Annotated in this window: 18 protein-coding genes and 1 tRNA gene; 13 read left to right on the forward strand and 6 right to left on the reverse strand. The window is 40.4% G+C overall.

The annotated features are described in order from the left end of the window. Positions 1-71: transfer RNA gene (locus EA341_RS04740), tRNA-Arg, on the reverse strand. Positions 72-463: 392 nt separating this feature from the next. On the opposite strand from EA341_RS04740, the gene EA341_RS04745 reads away from it, so the two are divergent. From EA341_RS04745 to EA341_RS04790, 10 genes are all read left to right on the forward strand, one after another. Beyond that, a complete protein-coding gene (locus tag EA341_RS04745) occupies positions 464-1063 on the forward strand; it encodes a 30S ribosomal protein S16 (protein WP_293011794.1) in 600 nt (199 codons plus the stop codon). A 14-nt stretch (positions 1064-1077) separates the two neighbouring features. Beyond that, positions 1078-1608: a ribosome maturation factor RimM gene (gene rimM / locus EA341_RS04750; RefSeq protein ID WP_293011796.1), complete on the forward strand. Its 531-nt coding sequence runs from the start codon at positions 1078-1080 to the stop codon at positions 1606-1608. Next, on the forward strand, positions 1608-2294 hold the full coding sequence (trmD, locus tag EA341_RS04755) for a tRNA (guanosine(37)-N1)-methyltransferase TrmD (RefSeq protein ID WP_293011797.1): 687 nt from the start codon (positions 1608-1610) through the stop codon (positions 2292-2294). Before rimM ends, trmD begins: the two co-directional genes overlap by 1 nt. Before the next feature lie 80 nt (positions 2295-2374). Beyond that, positions 2375-2740, forward strand: a complete 366-nt coding sequence (rplS, locus tag EA341_RS04760) for a 50S ribosomal protein L19 (protein ID WP_293011799.1) — start codon at positions 2375-2377, stop codon at positions 2738-2740. Positions 2741-2957: 217 nt separating this feature from the next. Further along, positions 2958-4496, forward strand: a complete 1539-nt coding sequence (gltX, locus tag EA341_RS04765; RefSeq protein ID WP_293011800.1) for a glutamate--tRNA ligase — start codon at positions 2958-2960, stop codon at positions 4494-4496. Between the two features lie 11 nt (positions 4497-4507). Continuing rightward, positions 4508-4717 (forward strand): hypothetical protein, encoded by a 210-nt coding sequence (locus EA341_RS04770; RefSeq protein ID WP_293011802.1) that lies wholly within the window; start codon positions 4508-4510, stop codon positions 4715-4717. A gap of 121 nt (positions 4718-4838) precedes the next feature. Beyond that, the gene (locus EA341_RS04775; RefSeq protein WP_293011804.1) at positions 4839-7610 is read left to right on the forward strand and encodes a carboxypeptidase-like regulatory domain-containing protein; all 2772 of its coding nucleotides are present in this window, start codon (positions 4839-4841) and stop codon (positions 7608-7610) included. A gap of 61 nt (positions 7611-7671) precedes the next feature. Continuing rightward, a complete protein-coding gene (locus EA341_RS04780) occupies positions 7672-8328 on the forward strand; it encodes a porin family protein (protein ID WP_293011806.1) in 657 nt (218 codons plus the stop codon). 74 nt (positions 8329-8402) lie between these two features. Next, positions 8403-8987 (forward strand): NifU family protein, encoded by a 585-nt coding sequence (locus EA341_RS04785; protein ID WP_293011808.1) that lies wholly within the window; start codon positions 8403-8405, stop codon positions 8985-8987. 4 nt (positions 8988-8991) lie between these two features. Next, entirely contained in the window at positions 8992-10062 is a 1071-nt protein-coding gene (locus EA341_RS04790) for a DUF3810 domain-containing protein (protein WP_293011810.1), read from the forward strand. Between the two features lie 299 nt (positions 10063-10361). Here the strand turns inward: EA341_RS04790 and mnmD are convergent, their stop codons facing one another. The 5 genes from mnmD to EA341_RS04815 all read right to left on the reverse strand — a co-directional run bounded on the left by mnmD (position 10362) and on the right by EA341_RS04815 (position 15617). Next, positions 10362-11048, reverse strand: coding sequence for a tRNA (5-methylaminomethyl-2-thiouridine)(34)-methyltransferase MnmD (gene mnmD / locus EA341_RS04795; RefSeq protein ID WP_293011812.1), 687 nt, complete (start codon positions 11046-11048; stop codon positions 10362-10364). Position 11049: 1 nt separating this feature from the next. Then, entirely contained in the window at positions 11050-11532 is a 483-nt protein-coding gene (ispF, locus tag EA341_RS04800; protein ID WP_293011814.1) for a 2-C-methyl-D-erythritol 2,4-cyclodiphosphate synthase, read from the reverse strand. A 285-nt stretch (positions 11533-11817) separates the two neighbouring features. Then, on the reverse strand, positions 11818-13059 hold the full coding sequence (locus tag EA341_RS04805; RefSeq protein WP_293011816.1) for a pitrilysin family protein: 1242 nt from the start codon (positions 13057-13059) through the stop codon (positions 11818-11820). Positions 13060-13113: 54 nt separating this feature from the next. Continuing rightward, the gene (locus EA341_RS04810) at positions 13114-13311 is read right to left on the reverse strand and encodes a cation transporter (protein WP_293011818.1); all 198 of its coding nucleotides are present in this window, start codon (positions 13309-13311) and stop codon (positions 13114-13116) included. 119 nt (positions 13312-13430) lie between these two features. Further along, entirely contained in the window at positions 13431-15617 is a 2187-nt protein-coding gene (locus EA341_RS04815) for a cation-translocating P-type ATPase (protein ID WP_293011820.1), read from the reverse strand. 448 nt (positions 15618-16065) lie between these two features. Here EA341_RS04815 and bshC point away from each other — a divergent pair, with 448 nt between their 5' ends. The 3 genes from bshC to tnpA all read left to right on the forward strand — a co-directional run bounded on the left by bshC (position 16066) and on the right by tnpA (position 18991). Next, the gene (gene bshC, locus EA341_RS04820) at positions 16066-17637 is read left to right on the forward strand and encodes a bacillithiol biosynthesis cysteine-adding enzyme BshC (RefSeq protein WP_293011822.1); all 1572 of its coding nucleotides are present in this window, start codon (positions 16066-16068) and stop codon (positions 17635-17637) included. Next, a complete protein-coding gene (locus EA341_RS04825; protein ID WP_293011824.1) occupies positions 17630-18190 on the forward strand; it encodes a 5-formyltetrahydrofolate cyclo-ligase in 561 nt (186 codons plus the stop codon). Before bshC ends, EA341_RS04825 begins: the two co-directional genes overlap by 8 nt. 354 nt (positions 18191-18544) lie before the next feature. Next, positions 18545-18991, forward strand: coding sequence for an IS200/IS605 family transposase (gene tnpA / locus EA341_RS04830; protein ID WP_293011826.1), 447 nt, complete (start codon positions 18545-18547; stop codon positions 18989-18991). Positions 18992-19269 lie beyond the last annotated feature (278 nt).

The following is a 19269-nucleotide window of genomic DNA, read 5'->3' on the forward strand; positions in this document are numbered from 1 at the left end:
AGCCTCGACAGGAATCGAACCTGTATCTAAAGTTTAGGAAACTTCTATTCTATCCATTGAACTACGAGGCCATTTCTATTTCAGTAATTTTTAATCTACTTAATAAGTATTTATTTAAACGTAAATCAAGCAATTTTTCCAACTCTTTTCTCAAAGACTATTATAAACAAGCAGTCTAAAGTTTAAGAAACTTCTATTCTATCCCCGCCCGACTGTACCAGTCGGTACGGGCGGGCATTGAACTACGAGGCCATTTTTTGAGACAGTGAGACATGAGAGCCAAGAACCAAGACTCTCGCTTCTCGCTTCTAATATCTCATTTCGGGACGCAATTTAAAGCAATATCTCCCATTCAAGCAAATATATTTAAAGGCATTTGTGCATTTCATGAATAAAGCCATATCTTTGCAGTCCAAAAATCACGATGGACGGGATCCATCAATTCACTAAATATCAATTTAATATGGCAGTAAAAATCAGATTAGCGCGTAGAGGCAGAAAAAGAATGGCCATCTATGACGTAGTAGTAGCTGATGCTAGAGCTCCACGGGATGGACGCTTTATCGAGAAAATCGGGACTTATAATCCCAACACTGACCCTGCAGCAATCAACATCAACAATGAGCGTGCTCTTAAATGGTTGTTGAATGGTGCGCAGCCAACAGATACTGTAAAAGCGATGCTTTCTTACAGGGGTGTGTTGTTGAAAAAACACCTTCAAATCGGTGTATTGAAAGGTGCAATTACGCAGGAGCAAGCTGATGAAAAATTTGAAGCTTGGAAAGCAAGCAAAGAGGAAGCTATCACCGGTAAGGTAGATAAGCTTACGAAAGCTAAAGCTGACGCACGTCAGGCAGCATTGGATGCTGAGACTGCGAAAAACCAAGCCAGACTTGACGCTATCAAAGCAAGAGAAGACGAAGCTAAAGCTGCGGCTGATGCTGAAGCCGCTGCTAAAGAGGCCGAAGCTGCTCCAAAAGCGGAAGCTTCCCCGGAAGCAGAGACTCCTACTGAAGGAGATGCCCCAGAAGCATCTGCTGAAGGAGAAGAAAATAAAGCTTAATAACTCAATCCCCCATGAACAAAGACAATTGTTTTCAATTGGGCTACATAGCTAAAGTTCATGGATTGCATGGTGAAGTAAGCGTCGTTTTAGACGTGGATTATCCTGAAGATTATGAAGACATCAAGCATGTTTTCGTAGAACAGAAATCAAGATTGATCCCTTTCTTTATCGAACACTTTGTATTGCAGCATGCAAACAAAGTTTTGGCAAAGTTTGAAGAGTACGATACAGTGGAAAAGGTCTCAGCCTTGGTTGGCTCGGCACTTTATCTTCCACTTAGCGAATTGGAGACACTTGGAGATGATCAATATTACTACCATGAACTGATAGGTTTTGAAGTGCTTGATCAAAATCAAGAACAAATCGGAGAAGTCAAAGTCATCTATGATTTAGAAACTCAGGATTTGTTGGGCGTTGACCATAAAGGCAAAGAAGTTCTGATACCCATTCAGGATGGAATTGTCCAGAAAGTCGACAAGGCAGCTAAAAAAGTTTACTGCCAATTGCCCGAGGGATTACTTGACATATACCTGGAAGATTGATGCGAATAGATATCATCACAGTTGTACCCGGATTATTGGAAGGGCCTTTTTCCCACTCTATTTTAAAGAGAGCTGAAGATAAGGGGATTGCAATGGTAAGGATACACAATCTGAGAGATTATGCCGGCGGCAAAAAAAAGCAAGTTGATGATTATGCTTTTGGAGGCGGCGCTGGAATGGTCATGATGATTGAACCCATCGCAAAGTGCATTCAGGCACTGAAAAGCGAAAGGGACTATGATGAGGTGATTTATATGAGTCCTGATGGAAAGACTTTTATCCAAAATATGGCAAACGAGCTTTCTCTCAAGAAAAATATTATCATCCTCTGTGGGCATTATAAAGGTGTGGATGAAAGAGTCAGAGAAAAATTCATCACCCGGGAAATTAGCGTAGGAGACTATGTTTTGTCAGGAGGAGAACTTGCAGCCGCTATCGTGGCAGATGCAGTCATCCGACTTATCCCTGGCGTTCTCAATGACGAAACATCTGCATTGACTGATTCCTTCCAGGATGGGCTTTTGGCCCCTCCGGTATACACTAGGCCTTCAGAGTATGAGGGCATGACAGTACCGGAAGTATTGATGTCAGGGCATCAAGCAAAAATTGAAGCTTGGAGATTTGAAGCATCGGTTCGCCGTACCAAGGAAAGAAGACCTGATTTGTTGCAAGGCGATAATTCCTGAAAGGCGATAAAGTAAGCAATTGAAAATTGAATTTATTCAACATGTGAAGGGCAATAGCCAATCACAAAAAATATAAAGCTATGAGCGATCTAATTAAATTTGTAGAAGAGGAGTATAGCGAGGCTAGATCTAAGTTCCCTTCTTTCAAGGCTGGAGATACTATCAATGTACACGTAAGAATTACGGAAGGTAACAAAGAGCGTATCCAGCAGTTCCAAGGAACAGTTATCCAAAGGAAAAACCCTAACTCCAATGGTGAAACTTTCACTGTAAGGAAAATATCCAATGGAATTGGTGTGGAAAGAATTTTCCCACTTCTTTCTCCTTCAATCGAAAAAATCGAATTGTTGAGAGAAGGTAAGGTAAGAAGAGCAAGATTGTACTACTTGAGAGGCCGTCAAGGTAAGGCAGCCAAAATCAAGGAGAAAATCAGACATAGGAAATAAAACTTTGTCTTTGCAAAGAAAAGGGAACTCAGTAACGGGTTCCCTTTTTTTTATGAATATTCTTCCTGCTATATTCAATATTAACATTCAACATGGGTTTATTCTTCATCCACCTTCTCAAGTGTTCAAAATTCCTTATCTTTGCCCCTCGATTTTGTATGATAAAGCAACAGAAACAATTTGTTTTTGTTATTGACATAGAAAGAAATAAAGCAATATGAATAGAGAAGTACGTGTAAGATTTGCTCCTTCACCCACAGGCGCCCTACATATAGGAGGTGTGAGAACCGCACTTTACAATTACCTTTTTGCCAGAAAAAACAAGGGGAGATTTTTACTTAGAATAGAAGATACGGATCAGACCCGGTTTGTGCCAGGTGCTGAAGAATATATCAAAGAAGCGCTGGATTGGTTGGGGATAGCTCCAGATGAGAGCCCTTGGAATCCAGGTTCAGTTGGGCCTTATAGACAGTCTGAAAGAAAACCAATGTACATGCAATATGCCATGGATTTGGTGGAAAAGGGCCACGCCTATTATGCATTTGATACTTCAGAGGAATTGGAAGCCATGAGGCAAAGATTGACGGCTGCGAGGGTTGTATCGCCACAATACAACTCTATAACCAGAACTCAAATGAAAAACTCACTTACCCTTCCGGAAGATGAGGTAAAAGCGAGACTGGAATCCGGAGAACCTTATGTCATCCGTGTCAAAATTCCCCGAAAAGAAGAAGTCAGACTCAATGACCTCATTAGGGGATGGGTCATGGTACACTCATCTACTTTGGATGATAAGGTCTTGATGAAATCGGATGGAATGCCAACCTACCATTTAGCCAATATTGTAGATGATCATTTGATGGGTATCACACACGTAATTAGGGGAGAGGAATGGCTTCCTTCAGCACCTTTGCACGTATTGTTGTACAGGTATTTTGGTTGGGAAGATACTATGCCTCAGTTTGCACATTTACCCCTTTTGCTCAAGCCTGACGGAAATGGCAAGCTCTCCAAAAGAGATGCAGATAAACATGGATTTCCTGTTTTTCCTATGGATTGGATAGATCCCACTTCAGGTGATACCGCAATGGGTTTCAGGGAGCAAGGTTACCTGCCAGATGCGTTTTTGAATTTTCTGGCATTCCTGGGTTGGAATCCCGGAGACCATAGAGAGCTTTTTTCCCTAGAGGAACTCATTGATGCATTTTCCGTAGAACGAATAGGGAAGTCAGGAACCAAGTTTGATATCAACAAAGCCAAGTGGTACAATGAGCAATACCTCAGGGCTAAGTCAGATGAGGAGCTTGCTCAATACCTGATGGATGATCTGCAATTGGAAGGAATTCAAATAGAGTTTTCAAAGGCAACTCAGATTGTTCAGGTGATGAAAGAAAGAGCTACCTTTCCCTCTGATCTTTGGAAGGAAGGGAAGTTTATGTTAGTTGCGCCAGATTCATTTGATGAAGCTGTGCTTGCTAAAAGATGGAACAATGACGCACTTGCTGTGTTAGGTACATATAAAGAAAAGTTGGTAGACTTTCCTGGGGAATTGAATCCGGAATCTGCCAAATCTTTATTGGAAGCAGCTGCTGAAGACAATGGCATCAAGCTAGGGAAAGTAATGCAAGCTGTAAGACTTGCCGTTACTGGAGTAGGCGCAGGGCCTGATTTGATGGCAGTATTTAGTATTCTTGGTAAAGACGAACTAGTGAAAAGACTGGATTACGCTTTGAACAACCTTAAGGTAAATATTTAACATACTTAGCCATGGCTAAAAAACCAAAAAAAGAAGAGAGTCCAAAAGTTCATAAAGACCTTGATGGTTTTAAAATGAACATCAATACTTTTGGGGAAATCTCCAGCTCCTTTTCTATTGATAAACTCAATGAGTTTCTCAATAAGAATGTGGAGGACAAAAAGCTGAAAGACCGGGAAGATATTGAGGATATTAAAGACGGAAAAAAAAATAAAAAGTAAAAATAAGCCGGGATATCCTGGCTTATTTTTTTGCATTCAACTTTTTTTCTAAAAATAAAGTATACCTCCTAGGAGTTTAAGAAATCAGTATTTATATTTCCGTAACCATTAGTTTAAACTTATGAGACAGTTTTTCTTTTTGCTCGCTTCATTTTTTCTTATTCAATTGTCATTTGCCCAAACGGGCTCAATTTCTGGAAATGTGACAGACGCACAATCCGGAGAACCATTGCCGTTTTGTAATGTATTTATCAACAACTCAACCATTTCTACCACTACTGACTTTGATGGAAACTACATTTTAAATGATGTGCCAGCGGGGGAATTTGACTTGGGCTTTTCTTTTATGGGCTACGAGGCGGTACAAAAAACCGCTTCGGTAAAGTCAGGTGCGCAACTTACCATTAATATAGCTCTGGTTTCTTTTGACCAGGAGCTCAGCGATGTGGAAATCAAATCCAAAAGAGACAGGTCATGGGAGCGGGAACTGAGAAAGTTTAAAAATTATTTTCTTGGCAACGACGATTTGGCAGCCCAGTCGGAAATCCTCAACGCTTGGGTAATTGATTTTCCTGAGGACAATTCTAATAACAACTTTCGTGCTGAGGCAATTCAGCCAATAGAAATCGAAAATTCGGCCTTAGGTTATAAACTTACTTTCGACCTTAAGCAATTCCAATATACGTCTCAGTTCCACATCATCGCTGGTGCCACTAGGTTTGAAGAAATGCAGAGCCCAGATCCTAAAACAAGGTCTAATTGGGAAAGAAACAGGCTCGATACCTATCTTAAATCCCCTGCAAATATGTTCAGGGCAATGATTGAAAATCAGCACAATCAAGAAGGTTTTTTCCTTTATGGGGATAAGGCAGGAGGTTCTGAAAGCCGAAACTTGAGGTCAGATGTGTTTGCCAATGAGCTTGGGAATTCTGTAGTGGAATATAAACCGGATAACCTGGTTCAGCCGGGGAAGCGCCCAGGAGAGTATAAGATTTTCCTAAAAGGAAGAATTGAGATTCACTATGAAAAGGGTTTTTCAAATGTAAACACCTACAGAGATGCTCCCTATCCAATATCATGGCTCGAAGTCAATGGCAACTACGTTTATGTCAATGCCAATGGTATGGTGCTCAATGAAAAGGATGTGACTTTTTCAGGAGATATGGATAAGAGAAAAGTCAGTAGCATGCTTCCTTTTGACTACAAGCCAAACCTCTCAGACAGGCTCCAAAGACAGATGGTCAAAGATGCGGGAAGTTTGCAGGAAAAAGTATACTTGCATACGGATAGGGCATATTACTATCAGGGGGAACCTGTTTTTTTTAAAGCATATTTCAGGTACGCCAATCCGGATTTCAGAAGGGAGCTGAGTAAAATCCTTCACGTGGAATTGATTTCAGCAGATCGGGATGTGATTTTAAAGAAGAAATATAAAGTGGAAAATGGGATGGCTGTAGGTGAATTTTACCTTCCGGATAGCCTAAAACAGCATGAATATTATATTAGAGCTTATACCAATTGGAATAGAAACTATGGGCCTGATTCATACTTTGTCAAAACCCTACCGGTAATAAGCCCTTACGATAGGGTTTTGTCCACAGAAATGCCAAACGAGAACCAGGGGGAAATACAAGTACTCTTTGAAGCCGACAAAGAGCTATATGCTCAAAGAGAAAAAGTAAAGGTAGATTTTGAAATAAAGGATTCAGAAGGCAGGCCTGTTTCTGCCAATTTATCTGCTTCCGTTAGAGATACATATTATGCCACACCTTATCCCGAAAATGTAACTGCCTTGAACGGGATAGAATTTGTCAATGTGCCAGATCATATAACACCTGAGAAATTCACCTATCCTTTGGAATCAGCCTGGACCGTTGAAGGAAAGTTTGTGAATGATAAGGGCAAGGGGGTCAGTGCACCATTTACGGTTTTTTTAAATAATTATGAAGGCACTTTTGACTTGGAATCCGATAAAGATGGGAGTTTCCAATTGGAAGAAATGGAATTTTACGGTCCAATGGATTTTGCATTTATGGCTTTGGACAAGAAAGGTAAAGGCTATGGCAAATTTGAACTGGTAGAAAAGCTTAATCCTCCTTTCTTTGTTCCCTCACATCTAACCATGCCGAATATCAGTCAAACAAGCACCTCCATTTTTGATTATTCAGTCGAGGAGGAGTTGGTTCAGTTGGAAGAAATAGAAGTAGAATCGCAAAAAGAATCTACTGGTCCCCTAGCCATATATGGTCGTGCAGATCATGTGGTCAAAAGCGAAAACCTCAATCGGAATGGTACAGTGATGGATCTGCTGATGAGTCTTAAAGCACAAGTGCCCGGAATGTCGGTGACCGTTACACAGGAAATCAGGATAAGGGGAGGTGCAGCCTCTTCCAACCTATCCATGGAGCCTTTGGTGATGATTGATGGTTCTGCTATGCCTTCCGGCGCGGGAGTATTGGCAGCGAACAATATAGCCACTGTCAACCCCAACGATATAGATAGAATAGAAGTAGTCAGTAGAATGAGTTCTATGATGGGTGACCTGGGAAGAAATGGCATTATTGCCATATACTTAAAGAGGGGGATAAATCAGGCACCTTTGTTTTCATCTGACTCTCCCGGAATGAGCAACATGCTGATAGAAGGTTTTGGGATGCCAAGCAATTATGTGCCTTTTGATTATGCTACGGCAGAAGAAGTACCCGATAAAGATGAAAGGGTTACTTTGTATTGGAACCCTTATATGGTTACCGAAAGCAGTACAGGGAAAGCAAGTGTTGAGTTTTATACCAATGATACTTCCAGCCCCAAATACCTTGTGGTTGAGGGTTTGGATACAAATGGAAACCCTGTCAGAGGAACTTTTTTAATTCCTGTTTCATCCGATCAATAAATAAAATCAGGCATTGGTCAGGAGAAAAGCGGATAATTCCAAAGTATGCTTAATTTTGAGCATGCGTATCAGGTACATCTGTATTTTATTGGTTTTACTGAGTGTATTTCCGCTTATTTCTAAGGCTCAGACAAGTGTTGGTTTCCGGGGGGGAGCATCTATTTCTTCTGTCAGTTATAGGTATCAGCTTGGTAGACCCGTTGAGTTTTCAGATGGGATTACTGCTCAGACTTATTCTTTTGTCATTGAACATTTTGGGCAAAAGAATGCCGGAGTACAATTTGAATTGCAATATATCACCTTGGGATACAACCAGGAGAATGACCAAATGCTAGTCAATAGGACTGAAATGGATTACCTGAAAATGCCTTTGTTGTCTAATTTTTATTTCGGGAGGTCTGGTAGATTTCATATCAAGTTAGGGCCACATCTTGGTTACCTTTTGAATGCAAGGGATGTAACTCGGGAGTTTGAAGTAGATGTGGTAGAGTTGCCCACATATGGGCAACCAGGAGATAATCCCAAAAGGCTGATGTATGGACTTTCTCTGGGAGCGGGGATTTCCAAATTGTTCGGGAAAAATACACTGGCTGTTGACGGTCGTTTTTCCTATGAATTTGGAGATCAGGAGTCTCAGGATAGGATTTTTGACATGAATATCACGACGCTTGAGTTCACTTTGACCTACCTCTTCCGTATTAGAAAAGCCAATTGGTAAAAGTGAAGGTAAAAGGAACTATTCCGGCCTGATATCAGTATTAATGTCATAACTTAAAGAATTAAAGAACAATCATGTTACAAGCGCAAAAAAGACCTGTACATATCTACCTTGAAGCCAACCCTAATCCTAATTCACTGAAGTTTGTCGTGAATTTTATGTTGGCAGATGATGGAATCAGTTTTGATTATCCAGATGCATCCAGCACGGATAATTCACCCTTGGCAAAAGAACTTTTTAATTTTGCTGCGGTAGAAAGGGTGTTTATTGCATCCAATTTTGTGACTGTAACTAAAAAACCTGAGCTGGATTGGATAGAATTACAGGATTTTATCAGAAACCACATCAAAACTTATCTGGAAACAGGAAAGCCTGCAGTTCAGGCTACTTTTGATAAGGATCCCTTGTTTGATGAAAATGATTCGGAAACTGTCAAAAAGATTAAAGGCATTTTGGATGAGTACATCAGACCGGCTGTTGAGCAGGACGGTGGAGCTATAGTATTTCATAGTTTCAATGATGGGATCGTAAAAGTATTACTTCAGGGGAGTTGCTCCGGTTGCCCTTCAAGTACGGTTACACTCAAAGCTGGAATCCAAAATCTCCTGACCAGAATGCTTCCTAATGAAGTAAAAGAAGTGCAGGCAGAAGGGGTTTGATACGGTGCTAAAAGGTAACTGGACTTGGACGATTTTGGGCCTGATCAGCTTGCTGGTCAGGCATTTTGCTGTTAAATATCCCGAGAAAACCGAGGAAATATATTCCCGATCTTTTTTCCCCGGTATCAGGAATGTTATTGACAAAACCGTGTCACAGTTGCCATTTGCTACAGTTTATATTTTTGTTGCCACTGTAATCGCAGTATTCATTTATTTTATTTACCGCCTCGTAAAGACCCAAGGCTGGGTAGACAAATTGGGGTTCAGCATCCGATCACTTTTCAATGGTCTGGGTGCACTGGTCTTTTTGTTTTTGATCCTCTGGGGATTTAATTATCAAAGGATCCCTATTTTTCAACAACTGGAACTGAAACCTGTACCGCTCAATGAGACTCAATTGATACAAGAACTGGAATTGACCAGAAATATTACCAATCAGTTGAGGTTTAACCTTACTGAGGATACTTTGGCCATAGAGGAAACTATAGATTATCCAAAACTGGAAAAATTAGTGAGATCCAATATGAGGGAAAATCTTTATCTGCTCGGATTGAATTTCACAGGAGAGCCCCGTACAAAGCAGTTTTATCCTGCAGGTTTTATGCGAAAGATGGGAATTCTGGGTATTTATTTTCCTTTTACCGGAGAGAGCTATATTGATCCGACCTTGCACCCTTTGGAAAAACCATTTACAGTGGCTCACGAAATGGCACATAGCTATGGTGTCACTGATGAGGGTGAAGCCAATTTTATCGCTTGGGTCATTTGTTCCAATTCTGATGATGCGCTCTTACAGTATTCAGGCCAACTGAGATTGCTGCGCTATCAGATGAATGACCTATACCGCATGTCCAAAGAGCTATATGGTCATTTTTATAAGACTTTGCCTGCAGGAATCCGTAATGACCTGCTTTCTATTCAAAAAGCCCAGCAAGCCATCAAACCTATCAATTTGGAGCTGAGTAGAAAATCAAATGATATTTTTCTAAAAACCCAGGGTGTAAAGGCGGGTGTAAACAGTTATCAACAGTTGCCTATGTTGGCTTTTGCCTGGCGGAATAGATTGAAAGAGTGAGGGTTTAGGAAAAGAGGCCGAACCGCTTTTTTATGCATATTCCGGATGATGTCAATAAGGAAATAAAGGCCCAGTCTTTGAATCAATCGATACTAATTTATATTAGATCCGGCACGGTGCACAAATTATTTCTTGATACTGGTCCAATGCAAATAGTAATACTAGAACTTCAGATTATTGGCAAAGGAGCGAATAATCATATTTCTTGTTATCAACACAGTATCCATAAGTATCCTCCCAAGAAAAGAATTAAGAAGAATACCAGCAACGATGAAGGAACTCTTAATAATCAATTTTTATCACCCTTTCCTCCAGCCTCTTGTCATTTCTTTTTTTCCCGGAGGTCCAGGAAGGGTTTCTACCTCTAATCCTAAATCGCTTAAATCTCTTTTCACCTGTCCCTTGGCGCAGTAAGTGGTGAAAACTGCTCCCGGATTCATGGTTTCAGTCACTTTTTCAAGTATTTCCTTTGTCCATAACTCAGGTTGCTTATTGGGAGCAAAAGCATCAAAAAAGACTATATCAGAGGAATACAGTGTTGCATCTTCCAGGGTAATGATATCCTTTTTCATGTTGAAATACTCAGACATGATCACACCTTCTCCCCATGTTGCTTCATGGAGTTGCTGAAAATATGGTGCATAATGGTAAATGGTATGGTCCACTTCCGTATAATTCAGCTGACTGTAGATATCTTTTTCCAGCGGAAAGGGCTCGATGCTGTGGTATAGGACTGGAACCTTATATTGTTCCGCCCAAACCAAGCTGAGCCATGCATTCAATCCTGTGCCAAAACCCACTTCAAAAATCCTGATCGGAAAACGGTCGGGGTTTTTGGTGTACCATGCCTCCAAGCCATATAACATGAATACGTGAACAGATTCTCTGTAAGCTCCATGAAAAGAGTGGTAGGTTTCATTCAATTCAGGCAAAAAAAGTGAATGAGAGCCATCTTCTGTGGTAATGATTTTTACTTCCTTTCCCATTTTATACTTTATAAATTAAAACCACACAATAGGCCGATACTCCTTCTTCTCTTCCTACAAAACCGAGCCTCTCTGTGGTTGTTGCCTTTACAGATATATTTCCTTTGTCTACCTGCATGACTTCAGCAAGACATTCTTTGATAGAATGAATGTGTGGATTGAGTTTGGGAATTTCCAAACACACCGTGCTGTCTATATTACCTACTTCATATCCTTTTCCCCGGATGAGCTGCATGACTTCCTTGAGCAGTATTTTACTGTCTATACCCTTGTACTTTGGATCTTTATCTGAAAAATGATAACCAATATCCCGTAAATCCGCAGCACCTAGGAGTGCGTCGCAGATCACGTGGATAAGTACGTCCGCATCGGAATGCCCTACAGCGCCCTTTTCATGCTCGAGCTTGATGCCGCCCAACCAAAAGTCATAGCCTTCTCTGAGTTGATGCACATCGTAGCCAAAACCTATCCTAAAATTTGTCATTTTTATAATTATAAGGTTGATTAAAATACTGTAGAAATACGCTGGAAATACGGTTGAAATACAATAGAAATATTATAGAAATACGGTTGAAATAAGGTTGAAATATTTCTATCCTATTTCGCGAAGCATATTTCCACTATATTTCCTTTTTCAATTTACCCCGAGTCGGTTTGTTCTCGGGACCTCTGTTACACTACGGTTTCCACTATATTTCCTTTTTTATATTTCGCGAAGCATATTTCCACCATATTTCGCCACAGGCTTATTTCTTAAAGTATATTTCATTTACTTTCCTTTTGACTTGTAATAAAGCACTGAAGCATTTTCTTCCCTTAGGATTTCTTTTGCCCAGTCCATTATCTTTACTGACGGGATTTTTGTTTTCCTTTCGTATTCTGTTTGATAAAGATCTGGATTTCCCAAATGAGCATAGTAAGCCAAGCTCATTGCCCTATTCAATAATTGAACGGATTCGTAGGTCTTCATGGCTTCCGCCTGATTCTTTACTTTGGTCAATATAGGCTCCTCAACCTCTGATTGTAAAAATTCCGCTACCAGTAAATCAAGTGCTTTTTCAGCATTTTCAGCACTTTGGCCTTTTTCCATTTTCCCTGAAAAGACCATCAATCCTGGATCTACAGTCCCAAAAATGTAAGCACCGACAGAAGCGAAAATGCGCCCGTTTTTAACCAAGCGTTGCTCCAAGAGTGAGGACCGCCCAAAACCAATGATGTCAGTAATCAGGTCGGACTCCAAGTATCCTTCCTGGAGCCTAGCTGGCACATGATATACTTTATACAAGGCATCTGTAGGTACATCTGCCAACACAGTCTTTATTTTTTTTGCTGATTGAGGTAATTCCTGCGGGATTGATTTCTTAGGCATTTGGCTGGAAGGAATTTCACCAAACCACTTTTCAACCAAGACTTTCACTTCCTCTGTTTTGACCCCTCCTGCTACAACCATCACGGCATTGTCAGGACTGTAATGGCTGAGGTAAAACTCTTCCACATCATCTTTTCTGTAATTTACAATGTCCTCAATATTTTTACCTATCGTTGGCCATCTGTAGGGGTGGGTATCAAAAGCCAAATCCCGAACATGGTGAAAAACATCTCCATAAGGTTGATTGAGATACCTTTGTTTGAACTCTTCTATCACCACTTTTCTTTGGGTTTCAATTGTTTTTTCACTGAGATTCAATTGAAACATGCGGTCAGATTCGAGCCAGAAGGCTGTTTCCAGATTGACAGCAGGTAAGGTGATGTAATAATTGGTGATATCCGTATTTGTGAAGGCGTTGCAAGAACCGCCTACCTTCTCCAAAGCAGCATCGAAAACAGGTACATTTTTGGAACTGCCAAACATCAGGTGTTCAAAGTAATGAGCCAGCCCTGTTTTGCCGGGAATTTCATTCCTGGATCCTACCTTGTAGAGCATGTTGACTACCGCTATTTTGCTGCTGTGGTCTTCATGAACCAACACCTCTAGGCCATTGTCCAGTACAAATTTTTGGTAGTTGATCATTATTAGTTTTGGGCAAATCTAAGAAAATAAAGCTATTTGGATAGATTTCTTTGCTCAAATCTGCTCTGCTTTATATCCTGACTTTTCCATTGCTTCGACAATATCTTTAGTAGAAATGTCTCCATCTACTGTCATGACCCTATCCGGATGCGTAAGGTCCACTTTCCAATCCGCCTTTTCAAGTTTATTCATTTCAGGTGTTATAGCGGCTACGCATGCACCGCATTTAACATTGGTTTTGAATTTTTTCATATTATTAAAATTTGTTTATCAATTTTTTATGCTTGACAATTCCCTATTTCCAGTTGGCCTCCTATACAGTTTTCCGACTTAATTGTTCGTAGTAAATCCAAAATCGTAAGTTTCACCTCCTACCTTCTCAGCCTCAAACTATTCGTTACCACGGAGACCGAAGACAGTGCCATAGCAGCACCAGCGAGCATAGGATTCAATAGAAACCCTGAAATGGGGTAAAGAATTCCAGCAGCAATGGGTATACCCATTACATTGTAAATAAATGCCCAGAAGAGATTTTGGCGGATTATCTTTACTGTTTTCCTTGTAAGAGATAGGGCCTTCGGAATCTGTGTAAGATCAGATTTCACCAATGTAATCTCCGCCACATCCATCGCTATATCCGTACCTTCTCCCATGGCTATACTCAGGTCGGCCAAAGTCAAAGCTTCTGAATCATTGATGCCGTCACCAACCATGGCTACCGTTTTTCCTGCGGACTGTAAGGAAAGTATATAGTCCGCCTTCCCTTGAGGAAGGGCTTCAGATTGAAAATGTTCTATGCCTACCTCTTTCGCTACCCATGCAGCAGTAAGTTCTTGATCTCCTGTCAGCATATGCAATTCTATCTCCAACGCCTTCAATTTTTTGATGGCCTCTTTTGAAGTGGTTTTGAGAGGATCGGCAATTTTAAGGATAGCAATAAGATCTTTGTCTTTGGATGCAAAGACCACTATAGCTCCTTCTTTGAGAAAAGCCTCAGCCTTTTCAACGTATTGATTGGGAATAGTCACACCCGAGGCCTCCAGGAATTTCATATTTCCAATCTGGAATAACTTTCCTTCAACTTCTGCACTGACGCCTTTTCCTGTTTGGCTTTGGAAATTTTGAACAACAGGAGCTTTTTCCAGTAGATCAAAATACTCAACCACCGCCCTGGCCAATGGATGCTCACTTCTGGACTCCAGCGCAGCCAAAGCCTCTCCATCTCCAGTTTGCCATGAATCTGTTTTGATTACATCAGTTACTTTAGGCTTTCCTTCGGTAATTGTTCCTGTTTTATCTAATACCAGGGTATCGATCTTTTTTCCTTTTTCAAGGCTCTCTGCGTCTTTGATAAGAATGCCCATTTCAGCACCTTTACCCATGGCTGCCATGATGGCTGTGGGTGTAGCCAAACCCAAAGCGCATGGGCAGGCAATCACCAAAACGGTGATCATAGCCAACATTCCTCTCAGCCAAGCTTCTTCTACACCGCTAAAACCCCAGACCAGAAATGCCACGATTGAAATTCCCAACACCACAGGTACGAAAATAGCAGAAACCTGATCAACCAGTTTCTGGATAGGAGCTTTGGAACCCTGTGCCTTTTTTACCCTTTCGATAATTTGAGATAAAAGGGTATCACCCGATTCCTTTTCGATGAATACTTTCAGACTTCCTTTTTGGTTGATTGTGCCGGCAAAAACCTGACTGTCTTTACTTTTCAGCACTGGAATAGGCTCACCCGAAAGCATGCTTTCATTGACATAAGAATCGCCCTCTATGACAATTCCATCCAATGGGATTTTCTGTCCTGGTTTGATCAACATCAATTCGCCTTTTTGGGCTTCATGTGTAGCTTTAGCAATAGGCTTATCTTCTACCAATATCAAAACCTCCTTTTCTTGGAGCCCCATCAATTTTTTCAATGCAGCACCGGTGCCGGCTTTTGCACCTGATTCTAAAGTTTTGCCTAAAAGTATAAAAAATACAATAACAGCAGCAGCTTCGAAATACACATGTGGTTCAAGGCCTCTTTCCAGTAAAAATTGAGGGAAAAAGGTGTTGAAGGTACTGTATAAATAGGCGATACCTGTACTAAGGGCCACCAGCGTGTCCATATTGGATTGGAGTTTTTTTGCCAACTTAAAGGCCTGCGTATAAAATTGCCTTCCAAATACAAATAAAACAGGTGTTGTTAACGCCCACATGATAGGATCAGCATATGGCATATCCATCCAAAACATCCCTATCACAAATACTGGGAATGCCAGGATACCGGCATAGAGTGTTTTTTTCTTGAGCGTTTTGTAAGCTTTTACCTGAATTTCTTCCAAGTCCTCTTCTGCCATGTCCTCAAGGATGAGGTCATAACCGGTCTCTTGTACTTGTTTTTTGAGTGACTCTAGCGGGACAATATCCTCATCCCACTCCAACTGGGCAGTATGATTGGCATAATTCACACGGGCTGCTTTTACTCCTTGGGCAGATGTCAAGGTTTTCTCCACCGCAACTGCACAAGCAGAGCAACTCATTCCGGATATGGGGATTTCTTTCTGCATCTTTACACCTTTAAGAAAACTAATATTGAATATTTTGGGCTTTGAACCTTTTTCTTATCATCAAATGTAAATGGAATATGATGGAAGGAATTACATAATTTTTGAAAATATGTAACAGGATTATCTGCAATAATGGTAGGAGACATTTTCCTATACTTTTATGTAAGGATGTAAGGATGACTCCTGTCTTAATCAGACTAGGATGACCAATGCCGGAAGTATGCTTACATTTTGATTTCCTCTATCTTTCGGATGTTGATTATAAAATATCTGTAAGAAAGTGGATATACTTGAAATGTAATTAAATTTCAATTTGACGATGATCCACTCACTATTCACCATCCCGCTTTGACCACTCTTGTAAATAGGATTAAATTGCGAACTTTATCATTTGTTGGATAGTTAGAAACCTTTGTACCTTGAAAATTAACATTTACCCCTCGATTCCATGAACAAAAGCACTGTTGAACCAGCGTGTACCGGACAGTTTTCTCCACTTTTTTTGGATTATCTAGGAAAAAAAACTGAGCTCAGACCTTTTTACAATCAATTTCCAGACTTGGAAAATTTTCCCGAATTGATCAAAGAGAAAAACTTTTCTCCATCAATCAGAAGGGTACTTGTAGATTCTTTGAAAAACCAATATGCAGAAATTGAGCAGACTGAATCCACTAACTTGCAGATTCAGAAATTAGAAAAAGAAAATACATTCACGGTTACTACAGGACATCAGCTGAACCTTTTTACTGGACCGCTCTATTTTATTTATAAGATTGTATCCACCATCAATCTGGCTGAAAAGCTCAACCGATCATTTCCCGACCAACATTTCATTCCGGTGTATTGGATGGCTACCGAAGATCATGACTTTGATGAGATTAATTATTTCAAATTGGACGGGGAGAAATACCAATGGCATACACAACAAAAAGGTGCTGTTGGAGACCTTGAGTTGGATAAGAGTTTCAGGGAGTTTTTTAAATCAGTACAGTATTTTGCACCTGATGTTTTCCAAACAGCATATTTGGGCTCAAAAACCCTTTCAGAAGCGGTTAGAAAATATGTGCATTCGCTTTTTGGAGACAAAGGGCTTTTAGTTGTGGATGGTAAATTACCTGAGCTGAAAGCCTGTTTCAAAGAAGTGATCAAAGATGATGTATTCAATCATCAGGCTAACATGCTTTGTGAAACGCAGACAAAGAAACTAGAAAATCTGGGTTATAAAAGTCAGGTTTTTCCAAGAGAGATTAATTTTTTCTACATGAAAGATGGGCTTCGCGAGAGGATTGAAAAAATAGGCCCTATATATAAGGTGTTGAATTCAGATATTTCGTTTACTGAAGAAGACATGGAAGAGGAAATTAATTCCCATCCTGAGCGATTTAGTCCCAATGTGGTTTTGAGACCCTTGTACCAAGAAATGATTTTACCAAACATCGCTTATTTGGGCGGTCCGGCAGAAGTAGCTTATTGGTTGCAGTTGAAATCAGTATTCGACCAATATCAAGTTCCCCTGCCGGCCATTATGCCGCGAAATTTTGCTTTTGTGATGAATAAATACGGACAGCGAAAAGCAAGTAAGCTTAAACTTTCTGACAAGGAGCTTTTTGAAGATTTGCTGACATGGAAAAAAAGGTTTGTCAAAGAAAATGCGGAAACAGATATCAGTTTGACCGAAGAAAAAGAGTTATTGGGCAAACTTTTTTCCGATACAGCCAATAAAGTGGTCCATCTTGAAAAGAGCCTAGGAAATGCCTTTGCTGCAGCAGAGGTACGTGCCCAAAAGATTCTGGACCAAATGGCAGATAAGGTAAGAAAGGCTGAAGAAAAAAGACTCTCTACTACTATCCGACAGCGGGAAGAACTCCAGGAATACATGTATCCGGGAGGATCTCCTCAGGAGAGGGTAGAAAACTTCATGAAATTTTATTTGGAGGACAGGGATTTCGTGGAGAAGCTTTTTGACTTGTTTGATCCATTGGATTTTGATTACATGATCTTGAGAATTGAAAATGAATAAACAAGAGCTTAGGGAAGCGTATAAACAAAAAAGAAAAAAACTGGCTTTGGAAGAAGCCGGCAGGATGTCAGCATTGATTGTAGCGCACATCTTAGACTTTTTGAAGGAGCATCCTGAATGGAAACATGTGCACATTTATTTACCTATTCAAAAAAATAAAGAGGTAGATACCTTCTCCCTCTATGAATCTTTAAATAAAAAAGGGTATACCCTGTATACTTCTTTAGTGTCTGGTGAGAAATTATTGACGCTTGATATTTCGGGAGGAGTGAAGATTGTAGAAGATTACCTCGGGATTCCATTACCAACAGAGCAAAAGGTAGTTTCACCTAAGGAAATACAGTTGGTAATAGTGCCGCTTTTGGCTGTAGACCGCCAAGGTCATAGGCTGGGGTATGGCAAAGGGTATTATGATAGGTTTTTCGAAGAGTTGGATGATCAGGTGTACAAGTTAGGATTGAGTTTTTTTGCCCCAGTGGATAGCATAGCAGCGGAATCCCATGATGTGGCTTTGGATGCCTGTGTATTTCCTGAAGGAGTGGTAGAGTTTTAGGGTGAGGATGATTTAAATCAAAGATCGGCCTTTCAGGCCTCATTGAGCAATGGATGTTTGCTATCCCAGACTTCCGCAAGCTCCAGTCTGGGTTGCCATGGGTCAGCCCTTTGGGCTTTATCATTGGGGAGTAGAAACGCGCGATTCGGTTTTTTGAGGTATTGATGGTTGTGGTAAGAAGGCCTGAAAGGCCGTACTGTGACAGCCTAGGACAAAGTCCTAGGTTTACGTTTGTGATTGATTTTGTGAGGTCTGAAGGACCGATCTCAAACTTAATCGGATAATATTTAGTAAAGAATTATTAATATATCCTGTTTTTTTAATTTAGATAGATGAACCAGACAATTTCTTCTTATGTCACAATCTCTTGCAGGAGTTTATATACATCTGATATTCTCTACAAAGAAGAGAGAAAAAAATATTCCAGAACAAATCCGTAGGGAACTTCAAGCTTACATAACGGGAGTTTCTTCCAACCTAAAATCATACGTCCATGAAATTTATGCCAACCCCGATCATATACATATGTTGTTTGAATTGCCTAGAACGATTACGATTTCAAAGTATGTTCAGAAAATTAAAACTTCAAGTTCAAGTTGGATGAAAAAACAGGGTGTTAAAAATTTTGAATGGCAAAACGGTTATGGGGCATTCTCAGTAAGCCAATCAAAATTGGAAATAGTCAAAGCTTACATTCAAAATCAAGATATACATCACCAGAAAATGAGTTTTCAGGATGAATTCAGGCTCTTTTTAAAAGAGTATCAAATTGATTATGATGAACGTTATGTTTGGGATTAAAAGATCGGCCTTTCAGGCCTCATGGACCATTGGATGTTTGCTATCCCAGACTTCCGCAAGCTCCAGTCTGGGTTGTCATGGGTCAGCCCTTTGGGCTTTATCATTGGGGAGTAGAAACTCGCGATTCAGTTTTTTGAGATCTTGATGGTTGAGTGAGAAGGCCTGGCAGGTCCTGTTTCAGTTTAGAAAGTTGATTTTTTATAAAGATCGGCCTTTCAGGCCTCATGGAGCAATGGATGTTTGCTATCCCAGACTTCCGCAAGCTCCAGTCTGGGTTG

Origin of the sequence: Mongoliibacter sp., from assembly GCF_007692705.1 — a bacterium.
Taxonomy (GTDB): domain Bacteria; phylum Bacteroidota; class Bacteroidia; order Cytophagales; family Cyclobacteriaceae; genus Mongoliibacter.